This is a genomic window from Brevundimonas naejangsanensis DSM 23858 (genome assembly GCF_000421705.1).
In the GTDB taxonomy this organism is placed as follows: domain Bacteria; phylum Pseudomonadota; class Alphaproteobacteria; order Caulobacterales; family Caulobacteraceae; genus Brevundimonas; species Brevundimonas naejangsanensis.
This window is the reverse complement of the sequence record NZ_ATXN01000007.1, coordinates 182382-200621: the sequence shown is the minus strand read 5'-3', so window position 1 is coordinate 200621 and position 18240 is coordinate 182382. Positions and strand designations below refer to the sequence as shown.

Below are 18240 nucleotides of genomic sequence, written 5' to 3'. Positions count from 1 at the left end.
CGCGCCATCATGACGGAGATGGGCGAGATGGGCTTCCTCGGCGCCATGCTGCCGGAACAGTACGGCGGTTCCGAAGCGTCGCACGTCGCCTATGGCCTGATCGCGCGCGAGGTCGAGGCGATCGACAGCGGCTATCGCTCGGCCATGAGCGTGCAGTCGTCGCTGGCCATGTACCCGATCTACGCCTTCGGCTCCGAAGAGCAGAAGATGAAGTTCCTGCCCAAGATGGCGGCGGGCGAACTGGTCGGCTGTTTCGGCCTGACCGAGGCCGACGGCGGGTCCGACCCGGCGTCGATGAAGACCACGGCGGTGGCGGTCGACGGCGGCTATCGCCTGAACGGCGGCAAATACTGGATCACCAACTCGCCCATCAGCGACCTGGCCATCGTCTGGGCCAAGCTGGACGGGACCATCCGGGGCTTCATCGTCGAGCGCGATTTCGACGGCTTCACCACGGGCAAGATCGGCGACAAGCTGTCGCTTCGCGCCTCGATCACCGGCGACATCGGCCTGAACGACGTCTTCGTGCCGGAAGCCAACATCCTGCCGGGCGTGCAGGGTCTGCGCGGGCCGTTCTCCTGCCTGAACAAGGCGCGTTTCGGCATCGCCTGGGGGGCGATGGGCGCGGCGGAATTCTGCTTCCACGCCAGCCGCGACTATGTGGCCGAGCGCACCCTGTTCGGCCGCCCGCTGTCGGCGCGCCAGCTGGTGCAGAAGAAGCTGGCCGACATGCAGACCGAGATCTTCCTCGGCTTCGAGGGCGCCTATGCCCTGGGCCGCCTGCTGGACACAGGGGCCTGGGTTCCCGAGGCCATCAGCCTGATGAAGCGCAACAACTGCGGCAAGGCCCTGGCTGTCGCGCGCGAGGCCCGAGACATGCACGGCGGGGCCGGGATCACCGGCGAACTGCACGTCATGCGCCACGCCATGAACCTGGAAACCGTCAACACCTATGAAGGCGCCCACGACGTCCACGCCCTCATCCTGGGCCGCGCCATCACCGGCGAAGCCGCCTTCTGATCCAAGCGTTGCAGAAAACGCGCGGCGGGCCGATCTTTTGCCGTCGTCGCGCGTTTGTCTCGCCTGCGGGGCGGCGGTCCTCGCCAGTCTGTCGGTCCAAGGCGGTCGGCGCGTGAAGGAAATCGGAATGACCAAACACAGCCTGCTGGCCGGCGCCGCCCTGGCGATCTTCAGCTTCAGCGGCATGGCCCAGGCGGCGCCCGTGATGGCGGCCAGCGCGGCGGTGCAGTCCCCCGTCGCCGCCATGCCCTATGACGCCCGGCGCGGCGTCTTCACCTTCGCCGCCGGGCTGGAGGAAAGCCTGCCCGCCGTGGTGCAGGTGACGACGCTGGGCCAGTCGCGCGGCCCCAGTTCGGCGCGCAATCCCAAGCCGTCGCAGGGCGGCTCGGGCGTGATCATCGACGCGCGCGAAGGCATCATCGTCACCAACCATCACGTCATCGAGAACGGCCAGAAATTCACCGTCGACCTGATCGACGGCCGCCTGTTCGACGCCACCCTGATCGGCGCGGACAAGGCGACCGACATCGCCGTGCTGAAGATCGACGCCACAGGCCTGTCGCAGGTGACGACGGTGGATTCCGATACCCTGCGCAGCGGCGATCTGGCCTTTGCGGTCGGTTATCCGCTGGGGCTGGATCAGACCCTGACCATGGGCGTCATCTCGGGCCTGAACCGCTCGGGCATGGGCGACGCCATCGAGGACTATATCCAGACCGATGCGGCGGTGAACTCGGGCAACTCGGGCGGGCCGCTGCTGGACAGCCGCGGGCGGCTGATCGGCATCAACACCGCCATTCTGTCGGGCGGTTTCGGCGGCGGCAACGACGGCATCGCCTTCGCCGTGCCGACGCGCATCATGATGTTCGTGGTCGACCAGCTGCGCGCCTCGGGCGAGGTCAAGCGCGGCCGGGTCGGCCTGGGGCTGGGCTCGCTGACAGCCGAGCGGGCCCGCGAGATCGGGCTGAACATCGTGCGCGGCGCCGTGGTCTATGACGTCGAGCCGGGCTCGTCGGGCGAGCAGGCGGGGCTGAAGCCGGGGGATGTGCTGACGCGCATTCAGGGTCGCCCCGTGGCCAACGCCGGGTCGGTTCAGGCCACGGTGGGCATCGCCCAGGCCGGAACCCGGATGCCCGTCGTCTATCTGCGCGACGGTCGCGAGGCCTCGACCCAGCTGACGGTCGAGCCGTCTGATCCGGCGGCGGTGCGTCTGGGGGCGCAGGCCGCTATCGCGCGCGGCCTGACCCTGCGCAATCCTGCGTCGGGCCGGGGCGCCCAGATCGCTGTGGTCGAGGCCGGATCTTCCGCAGCCGCCGCCGGTTTCGAAGCCGGGGACGTGGTGGTTCAGGCCGGCGGCGCCGAGATCTCGGACATGAAGGATCTGGCGCAGCGCCTTCAGGCCGCAGGCGAGGCGGTCGTGCCGATCATCGTCCTGCGCGACAATGAACGCGTCGAGATCGACCTTCCGGCCTGATCGGCGCCATCTGAAGCTCTACGGCATCGCCCGCGTGACCAGGGGTTGCGCGGGCGAAGTCTTGTGCGGATGCGGGTAAGCAGGCAGCAAAACGCCCGCGCTGCCGGGAGGGGGAGGGGAGGCAGGCGCGGGCGTCGCTTGGAGGAGGCATCGACCCGCCGATGCCCTGTAAGCGGAAAAATCCGGGGGGCTGGGGGGGCTGTTCAGGATCCGGGACTTTTCCAGGCTCCGACGGGCCGATGCTGCTTTTGTGAGCGCCCTTCCGGGCGGACGAAGGACCGAATGGGGGCGTTTTCGTGTCGCTTCAGATTTTTGCGATCGGTGAAATCAGACCTTGGACAGGATCAGGCTGGCGTTGGTGCCGCCGAAGCCGAAGCTGTTGGACATGACGTGCTTCAACTCGCCGTCGTGGCGCTGACGCAGGATCGGCATGCCTTCGAATTCGGGGTCCAGGTTTTCGATGTGGGCGCTCTCGGCCGCAAAGCCGTGCTTCATCATCAACAGGCAGTAGATGGCCTCCTGCGCGCCCGCCGCGCCCAGCGAGTGGCCCGTCAGCGACTTGGTCGAGGAGATCATCGGCAGGTCGTCGCCGAAGACGTTGCGCACCGCGCCCATCTCCTTGCTGTCGCCGACCGGCGTGGAGGTGCCGTGCGGGTTCAGGTAGTCGATCTTCGGATTGCCCGCCATGTCCAGCGCGATCTTCATGCAGCGCTCGGCGCCCTCGCCCGACGGAGCCACCATGTCGTAGCCGTCCGAGTTGGCGCCGTAGCCGGTGACTTCGGCATAGATGGTCGCGCCGCGCGCCACGGCGCGTTCGTACTCTTCCAGCACGACGATGCCTGCGCCGCCCGCGATGACGAAGCCGTCGCGGGTCGTGTCATAGGCGCGGCTGGCCTTGTCCGGCGTGTCGTTGAAGTTGGAGGACATGGCGCCCATGGCGTCGAACATGTTCGACATGGACCAGTCGATATCCTCGCAGCCGCCGGCGAAAACGACGTCCTGCTTGCCCCAGGCGATCTGCTCGGCGGCCGCGCCGATGCAGTGGGCGCTGGTCGCGCAGGCCGAGCTGATCGAATAGTTGATGCCCTTCAGTTCGAACCAGGTAGCCAGCACGGCCGAGGGGCCTGACGCCATCGCCTTGGGCACGGCGAAGGGGCCGACGCGCTTGGGCGAGCCCTTCTCGACCGTGGTGGCCGCAGCCTGCAGGATGACCTGGGTCGAGGGGCCGCCCTCGCCGACGATCAGGCCGATGCGCTCGTCCTTGATTTCTTCGGCGGTCAGGCCGCTGTCCTTCAGCGCCTCTTCAAAGGCGATGTGCGCCCAGGCCGTGCCGTTGGCCAGGAAGCGGGCCGCGCGGCGGTCGACCAGCGGCGCCCAGTCCTCGGCCGTATGACCCAGGGCGGGGGGCGCCCAGACCTGGGAGCGGAAGCCGTATCTGGCGTGGTCGGGCGCGTGCTGAACGCCCGACTTGGCGTTGCGCAGCGAGGCCGCGACCTCGTCCTGGCCGGTGCCGATGGAGGAGACGATGCCCAGTCCGGTGACGACGACACGCCGCATGGTGTTTCCAATCCTACAAAGTCTTCGGACGCCGCGTGGGCCGCGGCTGTCCATCAAGTGGGGTCAGGCGGCGCTCGGTTCCACCGGAGCCGCGCCGCCGAACAGGCCGACGCGCATATCGGCGCAAGTATAGATGACCTCGCCGTCCGCTTCGAGCACGCCGTCGGCGATGCCCATGACCAGCTTGCGGTTGATGACACGCTTCAGGTGGACCTTATAGACCACCTTCTTGATGTCCGGGGTCACCTGGCCGGTGAACTTGACCTCGCCGACGCCCAGCGCCCGACCCTTGCCGGGGCCGCCGATCCAGCCCAGGTAGAAGCCGACCAGCTGCCACATGGCGTCCAGACCCAGGCAGCCCGGCATGACCGGATCGCCGATGAAGTGGCACTGGAAGAACCAGAGGTCCGGGTTGATGTCGAGTTCGGCCTCGACATAGCCCTTGCCGTAGTCGCCGCCGTCGGCGCTGATGGTCTTGATGCGGTCGAACATCAGCATGGGCGGCGCGGGCAGTTGGGCGTTGCCCGGGCCGAACAGCTCGCCCCGGCCCGAGGCCAGCAGGCCTTCGTGATCGAACGACGACGGATATTGCGACGACTGGCTCAAGATTGATCAGCTCCGAAAGGTGTTGCTGGCGGGTTACACGACCCGAAGGCCGCGCTCAACCGTGCCGTCAATATGGAGGATCAGGAGGCGCGGCCGGTTCCGGCGGGGCGGGCGGCGTTGCACAGGGCGCGTTCCTGGGATCCGAAGACGGCCCTCTGCTGCACCCAGCCGCGCAGCTTGCGCGCCCGCACGCGGCACCAGCCGTCCTCGCACTCGTCCAGCGACACCAGGGCGTGCGGCGAAAGCAGGGCGCGGACCGAGGCGGTTTCCGACCGGCCCGATCGGATGGGCACAGCCTCGTCCGAGCGGTTGAACACGCTGCGGCGGCCCGAGGCGACGGTGCGGTGGATCCAGGCCACGGAGCCGTCGGGGTCGCAGATCTTTCGCCACTCGCGCGTCTCCGCGATCACCTGAACGGGCAGACCGGCGGCGCGGTATTCCCACAGGATACGGTAGTCGAGGCCCGGCCCCTGACGCGCCCTTACCTGCGAGGATTTCAGCGTCACCCAGCGCGGCACCTCCAGCCCCGTCGGGGTCGGGCGGCCATCAGGCATGGTCGATCCCGCCGCCAGCAGAACCCCGGTCATCAGGACCGCGGCGAGGGCCGCGACGCGAGGCGCCCTTTTGTTCCTGACCGCAGCTTTGCTAGACACCGAATATCGACCCGTTCCGAACGGGCGCCGCCCGTGGAAAACCCAGGTCCCCTATGTCCGCTCGCAAGCTTAAGGTCGTATTAACCAGACGCCTGCCTGACGCCGTCGAAACGCGGATGCGCGAACTTTTCGACGCCGAGCTGAACCTGACCGACCGGCCGATGTCGCGCGCTGAACTGGCCGCCGCCTTGCAGCGGGCCGAGGTGCTGGCCCCGACCATCACCGACCAGCTGGACGCCGAACTGATCGCAGGCGCGGGCGAACAGCTGAAGATGATCGCCAACTTCGGCGCAGGGGTGGACCACATCGACATCGACGCCGCCGTCGAGCGCGGGATCATCGTCACCAACACGCCCGGCGTCCTGACCGAGGACACGGCCGATCTGGGCATGAGCCTGATCCTGGCGGTCAGCCGCCGTATCGTCGAAGGCGCCGCCGTCGTCGAGGCCGGGCGCTTCGAGGGCTGGAGCCCGACCTGGATGTGCGGCCGCAAACTGTGGGGCAAGCGTCTGGGCATCGTCGGCATGGGCCGCATCGGCCAGGCCCTGGCCCGCCGGGCCAAGGCCTTCGGCATGCAGGTCCACTATCACAACCGCAAGCCCGTCCCGGACATGATCGCCGAAGAGCTGGGCGCCACCTGGTGGGACGACCTGGACCAGATGCTGGCGCGGATGGATGTCGTCTCGTTGAACTGCCCGGCGACCAGGGAGACGCATCATCTGCTGTCGGCCGAGCGTCTGGCCCGGCTTCAGCCGCACGCTATCGTGGTCAATACGGCGCGCGGCGAACTGATCGACGAGGCGGCCCTGGTCGAGGCGCTGAACCGCCGCGCCCTGTTCGGCGTCGGTCTGGACGTGTTCGAGCACGAGCCTAAGGTCCACCCCGGCCTGATCGGCCGTCCGAACGTGGTGCTGCTGCCTCACCTGGGCTCGGCCACCATCGAGGCGCGTCAGGACATGGGCGACCGGGTCATCGCCAACATCATGACCTATCAGAACGGCCACCGCCCGCCGGATCGGGTCATTCCGGCGATGCTTTAGGCGTGAGCTGACCCACAGACCGGGCAGGCGGGGTCGGCGGCGATCTTCGCCACGCGGCTGGTTCCGGCCAGACCGTCATAGAGCATCAGACGGCCGGTCAGCGGTTCGCCCGCGCCGGTGATCAGCTTGATCGCTTCCAGCGCCGCCATCGCGCCGATGACGCCCGCCAGGGCGCCCACCACGCCGACGCGGGCGCAGGTCTCGGCGTCGGGTGGAACCTCTGGAACCAGACACTGATAACAGGGACGCCCCTCGAACACCGACACCTGCCCCGACCAGCGGCCCAGGGCGCCCGACACCAGCGGCTTGCCCGCCGCCACGCAGGCGGCGTTGACGGCCAGACGCGTCTCGAAGTCGTCGGTGCCGTCCAGCGCCAGGTCGAAGTCCTGCATCAGGGCCGCTGCGCTGTCCGTCGTCACGCGCCGGTTGAAGGACTGCACTGTGACGTGCGGGTTCAGGGCGTTGAGGCGTTCGGCGCCCGCCTCGACCTTGGCGCGGTCGGGGTCGTCGGCAGTGAAGGCGATCTGGCGCTGCAGGTTCGACAGGGCCACCGTATCGTCGTCGATCAGCCCCAACGTCCCCACCCCGGCGGCGGCCAGATAGAGGGCGGCCGGGTTGCCCACCCCGCCCATGCCGACGATCAGCACGCGGGCGCGCTTCAGCGCCTGCTGGCCGGGGCCGCCGATCTCGGACAGCACCAACTGGCGGGCGTAGCGCTCGACCTCTTCGTCGGAAAAGCGAACCGGGGCGGCGGGGGCGGAAGGCTGGGTCACGCCGAACTGTCTAGCGCAGTCCGGCCGATGCGTCAGGTTGGATCCTTTTGGCTGGATCCTTCAGGCTGGGTTCTTCAGGCCGAAAGCGCCAGGACCTCGGAGGCCGTGACCAGCAAGGCCTCGGCCTGGGCCGCGCTCAACTGATCCAGCGAGGGGCGACTCATGTGCGGCCAGACAGGGCGAGGCATCTCCACCAGCGTCATCGGCCACTCCTCGAACAGGCGCACTGCGGTGTTCTGGTCCGACAGCAGGCGGATGTTCTCATGGCGCGGGTCGGCGCGCAGCCGGTCCATCAGCCGGTCCACATCGGCGCGGCGTCCTTCGATGGCCTGAAGGAAGCGTCCGTCGTGGCGCATCAGCACGCCCGTGACGCGGTCCCTGCGATTGTTTCTGATCGAGGCGCCGAGAATTTCGGCGAGAACCAGCAGACTCGTCGCGGCGTCGCCGACGGCGTCGCTGACGTAGATGGCGCGGTGCAGAGGCAAGAAGAACTCGAAGGAACGCGTACGGGGAGGGGCTCCTGTCACGCGGGCGCGCCAGAGGCAAGCGGAGCCATGAGCGTCCAGAGCGATCCCCTGCGGCGCAGGGCCGTCTTGCGGCGACGCCGGTTCCTCGCCATCTGACCCGCCATGAACACGACCGCTTCCAACTTTCCCGACTGGCACGGCACTACCATCCTGGCGGTGCGCAAGAACGGCCGCACCGTCATCGCCGGCGACGGCCAGGTCTCGATGGGGCCGACCATCGTCAAGGGCGCTGCGCGCAAGGTGCGGACTTTGGCGAACGGCAAGGTGCTGGCGGGCTTCGCCGGGGCCACGGCCGACGCCCTGACCCTGATCGAGCGTCTGGAAGCCAAGCTGGAGCAGTATCCGGACCAATTGGCCCGCGCCTGTGTCGAACTGGCCAAGGACTGGCGCACCGACCGCTACCTGCGCCGTCTTGAGGCCATGCTGCTGGTCGCCGACAAGGACACCATTCTGACGGTCACCGGCGTCGGCGACGTGCTTGAGCCGGAATACGGCGTGGCCGCCGTCGGCTCGGGCGGCAACTATGCGCTGGCCGCCGCCCGCGCCCTGATTGACGAGAACACCGAACTGGACGCCGAGCAGATCGCCCGCAAGGCCATGAAGATCGCCGCCGACATCTGCGTCTACACCAACGGCAATCTCACCATTGAAAGTTTGTAGGGCGCTATCACTCGCCGCGCGGCGGCTTGCTGCTTGAGCGCCTGATACGCGTATTTCTGGACCGTCTGAACCATGACCGACCTGTCTCCTCGTGAAATCGTCTCTGAACTGGACCGCTTCATCGTCGGTCAGGACGACGCCAAGCGCGCCGTCGCCGTGGCCCTGCGTAACCGCTGGCGCCGTAAGCGCGTGTCGGACGACCTGCGCGACGAGGTCACGCCCAAGAATATCCTGATGATCGGTCCGACGGGCGTGGGGAAGACCGAGATCGCCCGGCGTCTGGCGCGGCTTGCCGGCTCGCCCTTCCTCAAGGTGGAGGCCACCAAGTTCACGGAGGTCGGCTATGTCGGCCGCGACGTGGATCAGATCATGCGCGATCTGGTCGAAAGCGCCCTGGTCATGGTGCGCGACAAGCGCCGTTCGGGCGTGAAGGCCCGCGCCGAAGGTCAGGCCGAGGAACGCATCCTCGACGCCCTGGTCGGACCCGGTTCGCAGCCTGCGACGCGCGAGGCCTTCCGCAAAAAACTGCGCGCGGGGGAACTGGACGACAAGGAGATCGAGATCGCTCTGGCGGACACGACCTCCCCGCTGCAAGGGCTGGATGTGCCGGGCGGCGGCGGCAATGTCGGCCTGCTGAACCTGTCGGAGATGCTGGGCAAGATGGGAGGCGGCCGCACCAAGACGGTCAAGCTGACCGTGCGCGACGCCCTGGCGCCCCTCGTCACAGAAGAGAGCGACAAGCTGCTGGATCAGGAGAGCCTGACCAAGGAGGCCCTGCTGCTGGCCGAGAACGAAGGCATCGTCTTTCTGGACGAGATCGACAAGGTCGCCGCGCGTCAGGATCGCGGCGGCGGCGCCGACGTGTCGCGCGAAGGGGTGCAGCGCGACCTGCTGCCCCTGATCGAGGGCACGACCGTCTCGACCAAATATGGGCCGGTGAAGACCGACCATGTGCTGTTCATCGCCTCGGGCGCCTTCCACGTCGCCAAGCCGTCGGACCTGCTGCCGGAACTTCAGGGCCGCCTGCCGATCCGGGTCGAGCTGAAGGCCCTGACCCGCGACGACTTCAAGCGCATCCTGACTGAGCCGGAGGCCAATCTGATCCGTCAGAATCAGGCCCTGCTGGCGACCGAAGGGGTCGAACTGGTCTTCACCGACGACGCGGTCGAGGCGATGGCCGACGCCGCCGTGGCCGCCAACTCCACCGTCGAGAACATCGGCGCGCGCCGTCTGCAGACGGTGATGGAGCGGGTGCTGGAAGAGACCAGCTTCAAGGCCTCCGACCTGTCCGGCCAGACCCTGACCTTCGACGGCGACAAGGTGCGCGAGAAGGTCGGCGATCTGGCCAAAAACGTCGACCTGAGCCGGTTCATCCTGTGATGGCTGACGCCTTTCCTCCCCACGATGTGGGGAGGGGGACCACGAAGTGGTGGAGGGGCAAGGGCAGCAGAACCAAGTCGCCCCTCCGTCTCGTCGGCTTCGCCGCCGATCCACCTCCCCATTGCATGGGGAGGATAAATCAGCCCCGCATCGCCTCCACAGCATCGATCAGCCGTTCCAGCTCCGCAGGGCTCGACAGCCGGTGGTCGCCGCCCTCGATCAGGTCGAGCCGCAGGTCGCCGCCGTTCAGGCGTTCGGCCAGCTCGACCTGATGGCGCCACGGCACCACGTCGTCGGCGCGGCCCTGCAGGATGTGAACCGGGGCGCTGATGTCGATCACGCCGTCCAGCAGCAGCCAGTCGCGGGCCTCATCGAACATCCGCCGGGTCAGGACATAGGAGCCCAGGCCTTCTTCGGTGATGACCGTCTCGCCGTCGCGCAGGATGGCCTGGCGCTCGTGGTCGGCCAGACCCGGCCACATCAGCTTTTCGGTGAAGTCCTGCGCCGGATTGACCAGCACCACGCCCTTGACCCTTTCCGGCCGCGCCAGCGTCGCCAGCAGCGCCACCCAGCCGCCCATCGATGATCCGACCGGGATCACCGGCCCCTGAAGGCTGTCGATCAGGGCGATCGCGTCCTCGCGCCAGCGGCCGATGGTCGCCTGTTTCCAGTCGCCGCTCGACACGCCATGGGCGAAATGGTCGTAGCGGACGTAGTTCCAGCCGCGCTCGCGGGCGGCGGCGTCCAGCGCCAGGGCCTTGGTTCCCTCCATGTCCGAGCGGAAGCCGCCGATCCAGATGACCGTCGGGCCGTCGCCCTTGACCGCCTTATAGGCCAGGGTCTCGCCGTCGTGGCGGTTCAGGGTCTGGACGTCGGACATGGAAACTCCTCGGACTGTCATTCCTCACGGAATGGCTTTAGCAGAGACGATGATTGTTCACAGAGGCCGCGAGGCGCCCGCTTGTCTGCTCCCAAAGCCCTGTTCGTCAGCTCCAACCGCATCGGCGACTGCGTCATCTCCTCTGGCGTGCTCCGAGAGATTGCGCGCCAGTTGCCGGGCGTTCAGATCACAGTCGCCTGCGGCCGGCCGCCCGCCCCCTTCTTCCGTTCGGCGCCGAACGTCGAGCGCGTCATCATCCTCGACAAGAAGAAGGCCGCCGGACACTGGGTCGATCTGTGGAAACAGGTGCGCGGGACGCAGTGGGACATGGTCGTGGACATCCGCGGCTCGGCCCTGGCGTATCTGATCCCGGCGAAGCGGCGCATCGTCTACAACCGCCGCTGGGAGACGGGTCTGCGCAAGGTCGAGATGGTGTCGCGCCTGATGGGCTCGGATACGCCGCTGGACCCGGAAATCTTTCTTGACGATCAGGCGCGCGCCGAGGCGGCCGCCGTCATCGACCCGCAGCTGGCAGGCGGCGCCGGTCCCGGCCCGATCATCGCGCTCGCCCCCATCGCGCACCAGCCCGGCAAGTCGTGGCCCGCCGACCGCTGGGGCGCGCTGGTTGAGAAGCTCAAGGCCGAGCCGCGCTTCGACGGCTGGCGTTTCATGCCGGTCGGCGGCCCCGGCGACCGGCCGCCCGCCACCCCGGCGCTGGAGGCGGCGGGGCTGCGCGGCATCGACTGCGTGGGCAAGGGCGACATCCTGTGCTCGGCAGCCGCCATTGACCGGGCGACCCTGTTCGTCGGCAACGACAGCGGGCTGATGCACGTCTCGGCGGCGCTGGCGCGACCGACACTGGGCCTGTTCGGTCCGACCGAGTGGTGGCTCTATGGGCCGTGGGGCCCGAAGACGCGCACTGTCGCCTCGAATGAGACGCGCGGCCAGTTCGCCCCGATCGAGGACCTGAGCGTCGATCATGTGTTCGACGGGGTGCTGGCCTTGCACGACGCCTATGTCGCAAACGGGTTTAACCCCGAGAAGCCTTGAAATCCGGGCCTTCTATCGCCATATTCGCGCCGCTCGAAGGGAATGGCGCCTAGCGTCGATCGCCTTCGACCGCTCATTTCGCCTATCTTCTGATCACATAAGGAAACGACGCCCATTCGCCGTCCCATGCAAGCGCCGCCCGTAAAGGACGGGCCGCCCATCAACCAGGATATCCGCGCCGCCCGCGTTCTGCTCATCGACCAGAATGGGGAAAAACAGGGCGTCATGCCTTTGTCCGCCGCGCTGGAGGCCGCCGAAGAGGCAGGCCTGGACCTGGTTCAGATCGTCGCCAACGCCGAAACGCCGGTGTGCAAGATTCTCGACTACGGCAAGCATCGTTTCCAGGAACAGAAAAAGAAGGCTGAGGCGCGCAAGCGTCAGAAGGTCGTCGAGCTGAAGGAAATCAAGCTCCGCCCGAACATCGACAGCCACGACTACGATGTGAAGGCCAAGGCCATGCATCGCTTCTTCGACGACGGCGACAAGGTCAAGGTGACCATCCGCTTCCGCGGCCGCGAAATGGCCCACCCCGAACTGGGGATGAAGCTGATGCACAAGGTCCAGGCCGATTTCGAGGAAGAGGCCAAGGTCGAGTTCGCGCCCAAGATGGAAGGCCGTCAGATGATCATGATCCTGGCGCCGCGCTGATCTCGCATCGCTGATATCGCGTTTCAAAAACCCCGACCGAAAGGTCGGGGTTTTTTAACGCCTTGCACGCTGGGCGAACGCTGTCAGGTTAGGTGCGGTTCACGGGCGCCGACGGGAGGGGCGGAATGGGAGGCTTGCGGGCAGGGGCGATCGTCCTGGCGTTGGTTCTGGCCATGTCGATTTGGGCAGGACGTGTCGCGGCCGACGCGCCCGCGCTTGACGCCTATGGCGCCGCCCCCGCCGTTGACCATGTGGAGCTTTCGCCCAGCGGCGACCTGATCGCCCGGGTCATGGTGGTCGGCGAGAAGCGGGCCCTGGCGGTCAGCCGGATAACCACCGGCGAAAGCGTCTTCGCCGCCTCGATCGGGGAGGCCAAGGTCCGCGATCTGCGCTGGATCGGCGAAGAGCGGATTCTGATCATCACCTCGCAGACGCACAGCCTGCCGCTTCTTGGGGTGCCGCGCTCAGAACTGTTCTTTGGCATGATGCTGGAGTTGAAGACCAAGGACATCGTCCAGGTGCTCCGCGCGACCCCCGATGTTCTGGCGACCCTTTATGGCGGCGCGGCCGTTCGCCGGACGTCGCAGGGCGAGGCTGTCTTTGCGCGAGGCGTCAATGTCCTCACAGGTCAGATCGACCTTCACAGAATCAATCTGAGCAGCGGACGCGGCCGGTCGGTTTCCGCGATGGACCGCGATACGGAAGATTATGTCCTGAACGCCGAGGGCGAGGTGATCGCCGAGTCGCGCTATGTCGAACGTCATGGCCGTTGGTCGCTGCATCTACGTGAAGGATGGCGCCTGCGGCAGGCATGGGCGGTCGATGCGGCGCTGGATACGCCCAGTCTGGTCGGCATGGGGCGCAGCGCCAATACGGTCATCGTCAGCGCCAGGCGGCCCGACCTTTCCGACACCGCCGAATCCGAGACCGGCCATGTGCTGTTCGAGGTCGATGTCGCGAGCGGCGACTGGGTCCGTCTCCCGTTTGAGCGGCATCCGACCCGGCTGATCCACCATCCCCGCACCGGTCTGTTGATCGGCGGGAGTTATCAGGATGAAGACGGCGTCGGCTACGAGTTCCTGGACGCTGCGGCGGGGCGCCGGTGGCAGGCGATTGCGCGGGCCTTTCCCGGCAAGGCTCCGCAACTCATATCCTGGACCGATGCCTTGAATCTGGTCGTGGTCTTCATCGATACGGGCGAGTCAGGGGTCTATCAGCTCGTCGACTTCGATGCGGGCGAGGCCAACATCGTGGCCGAGGCCTATCCGACCATTCTGGCCGAGCAGGTCGGCGTTGTGCGGCCGATCACATATACAGCGGCGGATGGGTTGGAGATTCCCGGCTATCTGACACTGCCGCCGGGCGTGGAGACGCCGACGAACCTGCCCCTGATTGTTCTGGCGCACGGGGGGCCGGCGGCTCGCGACGTCGCCGGGTTCGACTACTGGGCTCAGGCTCTCGCATCCAGAGGCTATGCTGTTCTGCAGCCCAACTTCCGGGGCTCTTCGGGGTATGGGCGCGCCTTCATGGAGGCGGGCTACGGCGAATGGGGGCGCAAGATGCAGACGGACCTGTCGGACGGCGTGCGCTGGCTGGCGGCGGAGGGCGTCATAGATCCTGCGCGCGTCTGTATCGTCGGCGGCAGCTATGGCGGCTATGCGGCGATGGCAGGGCTGACGATCGATAAGGAGCCGTATCGCTGTGCGGTGTCCGTCAACGGCGTTTCCGACCTGAGGCGGATGGTCAACCGCGTGGCGAACCGTCAGGGCGAGCGGAACAGCCATGCCGTGCGCTACTGGAACCGCTTCATGGGCGCCGAAAAGCTGAATGATCGGGCGCTGGACGCCCTGTCTCCCGCCATGCTGGCGGATCAGGTCGAAGGCCCGCTGTTGCTGATCCACGGCAAGAACGACACGGTGGTCAGTATCGAGCAGAGCCGCGTCATGGCCGACGCCATGCGCCGCGCGGGCAAGCCGGTGGAGCTGGTCGAGCTGGAAAGCGAGGATCACTGGCTTTCCCGACCTGAGACGCGTCAGAGGATGCTGCGCGAAACCGTGCGCTTTCTGACAGTCCATAACCCGGCCGATTGAGCCATGGCGGCGGCCGAGGCGCTCTGTGATTGTCCGACGTCAGCTTCGGATAATTTTCAGCCGCCGTTCTAGTGACGGTTGATTCCGACCGAGCCGAAAATGGTCTAAGGCGGGATCATGTCCGTTTCCCTGTCTCCCAAGGCGCAGGCGCCGACCCTGGCGGTTCTGTTCGCCGTGGTGTTCATCAATCTGGTCGGGTTCGGGCTGGTGGTGCCGTTGCTGCCGTTCTTCGCGCAGAGCCTGCAGGCCGAGCCGTGGCAGATCACCCTGATGTTCTCGGCCTATTCCCTGGGCCAGTTCTTCGCCGAGCCCTTCTGGGGGCGGCTGTCGGACCGGATCGGGCGCAAGCCGGTGCTGCTGGCGACGCTGGCGGCCAACGCCGTGGGCTATCTGCTGCTGGCGTTCGCGCCCAACATCTGGGTCGCTGTGGCGGTGAGGCTGTTCACGGGCCTGGGCGCAGGCAATATCTCGACGGTTCAGGGCTATATCGCCGATGTCACCCCGCCCGAGCGCCGGGCCGGGCGCATGGGATTGATCGGCGCGGCCTTCGGTCTGGGCTTCATCGTCGGGCCGGGGCTGGGCGGCCTGCTGGCCCAGCCGCAGATGGGCCATGTCGGTTATCAGCTGCCGATCTTCGCCGCCTCAGGCGCGGCGGTGGCGGCGGCGCTGGGGGTGATGTTCTTCCTGCGCGAGAGCCGCACCAGGGCGGACCCGGCCGCGCCGCGTCCCGCCTTCCTGTCGGGCGTCAGCTTCGCCCGCACCGATGAGGTGATCTCGCGCGTCCTGATGGTCAGCCTGATCTATCTGGCGGGCTTTTCGGCGATGGAGGCCGCCTTCGGCCTGTGGGCCGAGCATCGCTATGCCTGGACAGCGCGCGAGGTGGGGCTCAGCTTCATGATCGTGGGGCTGATCTCGGCGGTGAACCAGGGGCTGGTGGCCGGGCGGCTGGCGCGGCGCTTCGGCGAGGCGCGGGTGCTGGCGGTCGGCATGCTGCTGTTCGGCCTGTCGATGGTGCTTCAGGTGGCGGCTCCGGTCGCCTGGTTCCCGGCGGGGCGGATCGACCTGGTGCTGTTCAGTCTTCCACTGGTCGCCGGGTGGATCATTCCGGTCATCATGGGGATCGGGGCCTGCGGCATGTCGCTGGCCATGCCCAACATCTCGGCCATGATCAGCCGCTCGTCGCCGCCGGACCGGCAGGGCGCCATGCTGGGGCTGAACATGGCGGCGGGCTCGATGGCGCGCATCGTCGGCCCTATCGTCGCCGGGGTGCTGTATTCGGCCGTCGGGCCGAACTGGCCCTTCCTGGCCGGCGCCGCCCTGACCGTTCCCGCAGCGGCCATGGCGATCAACGCCGGGCGCGCCGTGCGCCGTCGTTCGGCTCAGGCGTGACCGGGCCAGCGCGGACTCTTCTTGCCTCTGCCCGCCTCTTGGCGTAAAAGCCGCGCCTTCGCGTACCGGACCGCCGGGCGAACAGGCATGCCTGGGCGGTCTTAAATCAGGTTAGCGCTGGTCGGGCTCAAGTAGCTCGAAGAGCGGTAGCCCTCTAAAAGACAGAGAGTGAAAATGCCGAAGCTGAAGACGAAGTCGGGCGCCAAGAAGCGCTTCAAATTCACCGCGACGGGCAAGGTCAAGGCTGGCGTGGCCGGCAAGCGCCACCGTTTGATCAGCCACAACTCGAAGTATATCCGCCAGAACCGCGGCACTTCGGTCATGGCCGACGCCGACGCCAAGAAGATCAAGTCCTACATGCCGTACGCCTGATCGGCGCACGCAGACACGATCTCTCAACCGCATAGAATTTGAACTAAGTCCCTCAAGCAGCGAGGCCCCGCGGGCCGAGCGGTAGGGACTTCCCGAAGGGAAAAATCACAATGGCTCGCGTCACTCGGGGCGTTACGTCCCACGCCAAGCACAAGAAAGTCCTGAAGCAGGCTAAGGGCTTCTACGGCCGCCGCAAGAACACCATCCGCGCCGCCAAGGCCGCGGTGGATCGCGCCGGTCAGTACGCCTACCGCGACCGTCGCAACAAGAAGCGCTCGTTCCGCGCCCTGTGGATCCAGCGCATCAACGCTGCGGCCCGCACCGAAGGCTTCACCTACTCGCAGTTCATGCACGGTCTGAACAAGGCGGGCATCGAGCTGGACCGCAAGGTTCTGGCCGCCATCGCCGCCGATGAAGCCGGCTTCAAGGGCATCGCCGACAAGGTTCGCGCGGCCCTGGCCTAAGCCTTTCTCCCTCACGGGATGAAGCAAAAGCCCTCCGGTTCGCGCCGGGGGGCTTTTTGCTTTCGTTCCTAGCGGCTAGACGACCCTCATGACCGATCTCGCTCAACTGGAACTGGACCTCATCAACGCCATCGGCTCGGCCGAGAGCGTGGCGGGTCTGGAGGACATCCGCGTCGCCGCCCTCGGCAAGTCCGGCTCGATCTCGGGCCTGCTGAAAGGCATGGGGGCGCTGAGCCCCGATGAACGCCGCGAGCGCGGCCCCGTCATCAACGGCCTGCGCGACCGGGTGTCGTCGGCCCTGACTGCGCGCAAGGCCGATCTGGAAGCCGCCGAACTGGACGCCCGCCTGCAGGCCGAGCGCGTCGACCTGACGCTGCCCAGCCGCCCGCGCCGCAAGGGCGGGGTGCATCCGACCATGCAGGTGATGGACGAGATGGTCGCGGTCTTCGCCGACATGGGCTTCTCGGTCGCCGAGGGGCCGGACATCGAGGACGATTTCCATAACTTCACGGCCCTGAACTTCCCGCCCAAGCATCCGGCGCGGGAGGTGCACGACACCTTCTTCCTGAAGCCCGACCCGGAAACGGGCGAGCGCAAGGTGCTGCGCACCCACACCAGCCCGGTGCAGGTCCGCACCATGATGTCGCAGACGCCGCCGATCCGCATCATCGCGCCGGGCCGCACTTTCCGTAAGGATTCGGACGCGACCCACACGCCGATGTTCCACCAGATCGAGGGCCTGGTGATCGACCGCGACATCCACATGGGTCACCTGAAGACGACGCTGGAAACCTTCATCGCCCGCTTCTTCGAGCTGGACGACGTGCACGCCCGTTTCCGCCCGCACCACTTCCCCTTCACCGAGCCGTCGGCCGAGATGGACATCCGCTGCGACCGCTCGGGCGGCAAGCTGACCCTGAACGAGGGCGAGGACTGGCTGGAGATCTTGGGCTGCGGGATGGTGCACCCGAACGTGCTGCGCAACTGCGGCATCGACCCGGACGAGTATCAGGGTTTCGCCTTCGGCATGGGCGTCGACCGCCTGGCCATGCTGAAATACGGGGTGCCGGATCTGCGCCCCATGTTCGAGGCCGACACGCGCTGGCTGGCGCACTACGGCTTCTCCGCCTTCGCCGCGCCGAACCCGGCGTCGGGCCTCAGCTGAACTGGAACACGCCAATGACCGACCAGACCACGATGTCGCCCGAAGAAAAGCTGGGCCGTGAGATCGTCGCCCGCACCGAGTTTGAGAAGGAAGCCGTCTGGCTGCCGTCTCTGGCCGTGCATCACATGAACGCCGGACAGGTCTTCATCGACGGCAAGACCTTCACCGAATGCCTGATCGAAGGCCCGGCGGTCATGGCGATCATGAACGGCACCAGCTTTGACGGCTGCAATATGGGCGTGGCCGAAGACCCGCGCACCCTGCTGCTGGACCCGCGCGGCGAGATGATCGCCGGGGCGATCGGCATGTCCAACTGCCGTTTCGTGCGCTGCCGCTTCGTGCAGGTGGCCTTCACCGGGGCCAAGGAGGCGCTGGACGACATGGAGCAGGGCCTCTTGAGCGCGCGCGCCGAGGCGAGAACTCAGGCGCAAACGAAGGGATGAGGTCTGCAGGCGCCGGGAGCGGCGCCGCCGGCTTCCCTTCTGGTTTTTG

General features: G+C 67.2%; 19 protein-coding genes. 13 read left to right on the top strand and 6 right to left on the bottom strand.

Annotated elements, in window-relative coordinates:
• Together H556_RS0114175 and H556_RS0114170 are read left to right on the top strand one after the other, a co-directional pair.
• Positions 1-1020 (top strand): acyl-CoA dehydrogenase family protein (locus H556_RS0114175; RefSeq protein ID WP_024354724.1); only part of this gene is annotated, 1020 nt, incomplete at its 5' end.
• A gap of 127 nt (positions 1021-1147) precedes the next feature.
• On the top strand, positions 1148-2494 hold the full coding sequence (locus H556_RS0114170) for a S1C family serine protease (RefSeq protein WP_024355074.1): 1347 nt from the start codon (positions 1148-1150) through the stop codon (positions 2492-2494).
• A 327-nt stretch (positions 2495-2821) separates the two neighbouring features.
• Here H556_RS0114170 and fabB read toward each other — a convergent pair whose 3' ends face one another.
• The 3 genes from fabB to H556_RS0114155 all read right to left on the bottom strand — a co-directional run bounded on the left by fabB (position 2822) and on the right by H556_RS0114155 (position 5244).
• On the bottom strand, positions 2822-4051 hold the full coding sequence (fabB, locus tag H556_RS0114165) for a beta-ketoacyl-ACP synthase I (protein ID WP_024355073.1): 1230 nt from the start codon (positions 4049-4051) through the stop codon (positions 2822-2824).
• A 63-nt stretch (positions 4052-4114) separates the two neighbouring features.
• Positions 4115-4657 carry a 3-hydroxyacyl-[acyl-carrier-protein] dehydratase FabA gene (fabA, locus tag H556_RS0114160; protein WP_024355072.1) on the bottom strand — a complete coding sequence of 181 codons (543 nt, stop codon included), beginning with the start codon at positions 4655-4657 and terminating at the stop codon, positions 4115-4117.
• Positions 4658-4737: 80 nt separating this feature from the next.
• On the bottom strand, positions 4738-5244 hold the full coding sequence (locus tag H556_RS0114155) for an SH3 domain-containing protein (RefSeq protein ID WP_024355071.1): 507 nt from the start codon (positions 5242-5244) through the stop codon (positions 4738-4740).
• Positions 5245-5363: 119 nt separating this feature from the next.
• Here H556_RS0114155 and H556_RS0114150 point away from each other — a divergent pair, with 119 nt between their 5' ends.
• The gene (locus tag H556_RS0114150) at positions 5364-6350 is read left to right on the top strand and encodes a 2-hydroxyacid dehydrogenase (RefSeq protein WP_024355070.1); all 987 of its coding nucleotides are present in this window, start codon (positions 5364-5366) and stop codon (positions 6348-6350) included.
• On the opposite strand, the gene H556_RS0114145 is transcribed toward H556_RS0114150, so the two are convergent.
• Together H556_RS0114145 and H556_RS0114140 are read right to left on the bottom strand one after the other, a co-directional pair.
• The gene (locus H556_RS0114145) at positions 6347-7123 is read right to left on the bottom strand and encodes a HesA/MoeB/ThiF family protein (RefSeq protein ID WP_024355069.1); all 777 of its coding nucleotides are present in this window, start codon (positions 7121-7123) and stop codon (positions 6347-6349) included. The two genes, H556_RS0114150 and H556_RS0114145, sit on opposite strands and share 4 nt — an antisense overlap.
• Positions 7124-7197: 74 nt before the next feature.
• Positions 7198-7608 carry a BLUF domain-containing protein gene (locus H556_RS0114140; RefSeq protein WP_024355068.1) on the bottom strand — a complete coding sequence of 137 codons (411 nt, stop codon included), beginning with the start codon at positions 7606-7608 and terminating at the stop codon, positions 7198-7200.
• A gap of 144 nt (positions 7609-7752) precedes the next feature.
• On the opposite strand from H556_RS0114140, the gene hslV reads away from it, so the two are divergent.
• Together hslV and hslU are read left to right on the top strand one after the other, a co-directional pair.
• On the top strand, positions 7753-8310 hold the full coding sequence (gene hslV / locus H556_RS0114135) for an ATP-dependent protease subunit HslV (protein WP_003168021.1): 558 nt from the start codon (positions 7753-7755) through the stop codon (positions 8308-8310).
• A 72-nt stretch (positions 8311-8382) separates the two neighbouring features.
• Positions 8383-9690: an ATP-dependent protease ATPase subunit HslU gene (gene hslU / locus H556_RS0114130; protein WP_024355067.1), complete on the top strand. Its 1308-nt coding sequence runs from the start codon at positions 8383-8385 to the stop codon at positions 9688-9690.
• Between the two features lie 139 nt (positions 9691-9829).
• Here the strand turns inward: hslU and H556_RS0114125 are convergent, their stop codons facing one another.
• The gene (locus H556_RS0114125) at positions 9830-10570 is read right to left on the bottom strand and encodes an alpha/beta fold hydrolase (RefSeq protein WP_024355066.1); all 741 of its coding nucleotides are present in this window, start codon (positions 10568-10570) and stop codon (positions 9830-9832) included.
• 81 nt (positions 10571-10651) lie between these two features.
• Here H556_RS0114125 and H556_RS0114120 point away from each other — a divergent pair, with 81 nt between their 5' ends.
• The 8 genes from H556_RS0114120 (at position 10652) to H556_RS0114085 (ending at position 18191) form a co-directional block, all read left to right on the top strand.
• Positions 10652-11620 (top strand): glycosyltransferase family 9 protein, encoded by a 969-nt coding sequence (locus H556_RS0114120; protein ID WP_024355065.1) that lies wholly within the window; start codon positions 10652-10654, stop codon positions 11618-11620.
• A gap of 126 nt (positions 11621-11746) precedes the next feature.
• Entirely contained in the window at positions 11747-12268 is a 522-nt protein-coding gene (gene infC / locus H556_RS0114115; RefSeq protein ID WP_024355064.1) for a translation initiation factor IF-3, read from the top strand.
• A 125-nt stretch (positions 12269-12393) separates the two neighbouring features.
• Positions 12394-14358, top strand: coding sequence for an alpha/beta hydrolase family protein (locus tag H556_RS0114110; RefSeq protein ID WP_024355063.1), 1965 nt, complete (start codon positions 12394-12396; stop codon positions 14356-14358).
• Positions 14359-14475: 117 nt separating this feature from the next.
• Positions 14476-15747, top strand: coding sequence for an MFS transporter (locus tag H556_RS0114105; RefSeq protein ID WP_024355062.1), 1272 nt, complete (start codon positions 14476-14478; stop codon positions 15745-15747).
• Between the two features lie 174 nt (positions 15748-15921).
• Positions 15922-16119, top strand: a complete 198-nt coding sequence (gene rpmI / locus H556_RS0114100) for a 50S ribosomal protein L35 (RefSeq protein ID WP_003166435.1) — start codon at positions 15922-15924, stop codon at positions 16117-16119.
• Positions 16120-16229: 110 nt separating this feature from the next.
• Positions 16230-16583, top strand: coding sequence for a 50S ribosomal protein L20 (gene rplT, locus H556_RS0114095; RefSeq protein ID WP_003166434.1), 354 nt, complete (start codon positions 16230-16232; stop codon positions 16581-16583).
• A gap of 88 nt (positions 16584-16671) precedes the next feature.
• Positions 16672-17748, top strand: coding sequence for a phenylalanine--tRNA ligase subunit alpha (gene pheS / locus H556_RS0114090; protein WP_024355061.1), 1077 nt, complete (start codon positions 16672-16674; stop codon positions 17746-17748).
• 14 nt (positions 17749-17762) lie between these two features.
• Positions 17763-18191, top strand: a complete 429-nt coding sequence (locus H556_RS0114085; RefSeq protein WP_024355060.1) for a hypothetical protein — start codon at positions 17763-17765, stop codon at positions 18189-18191.
• The last annotated feature ends 49 nt before the right edge of the window (positions 18192-18240 follow it).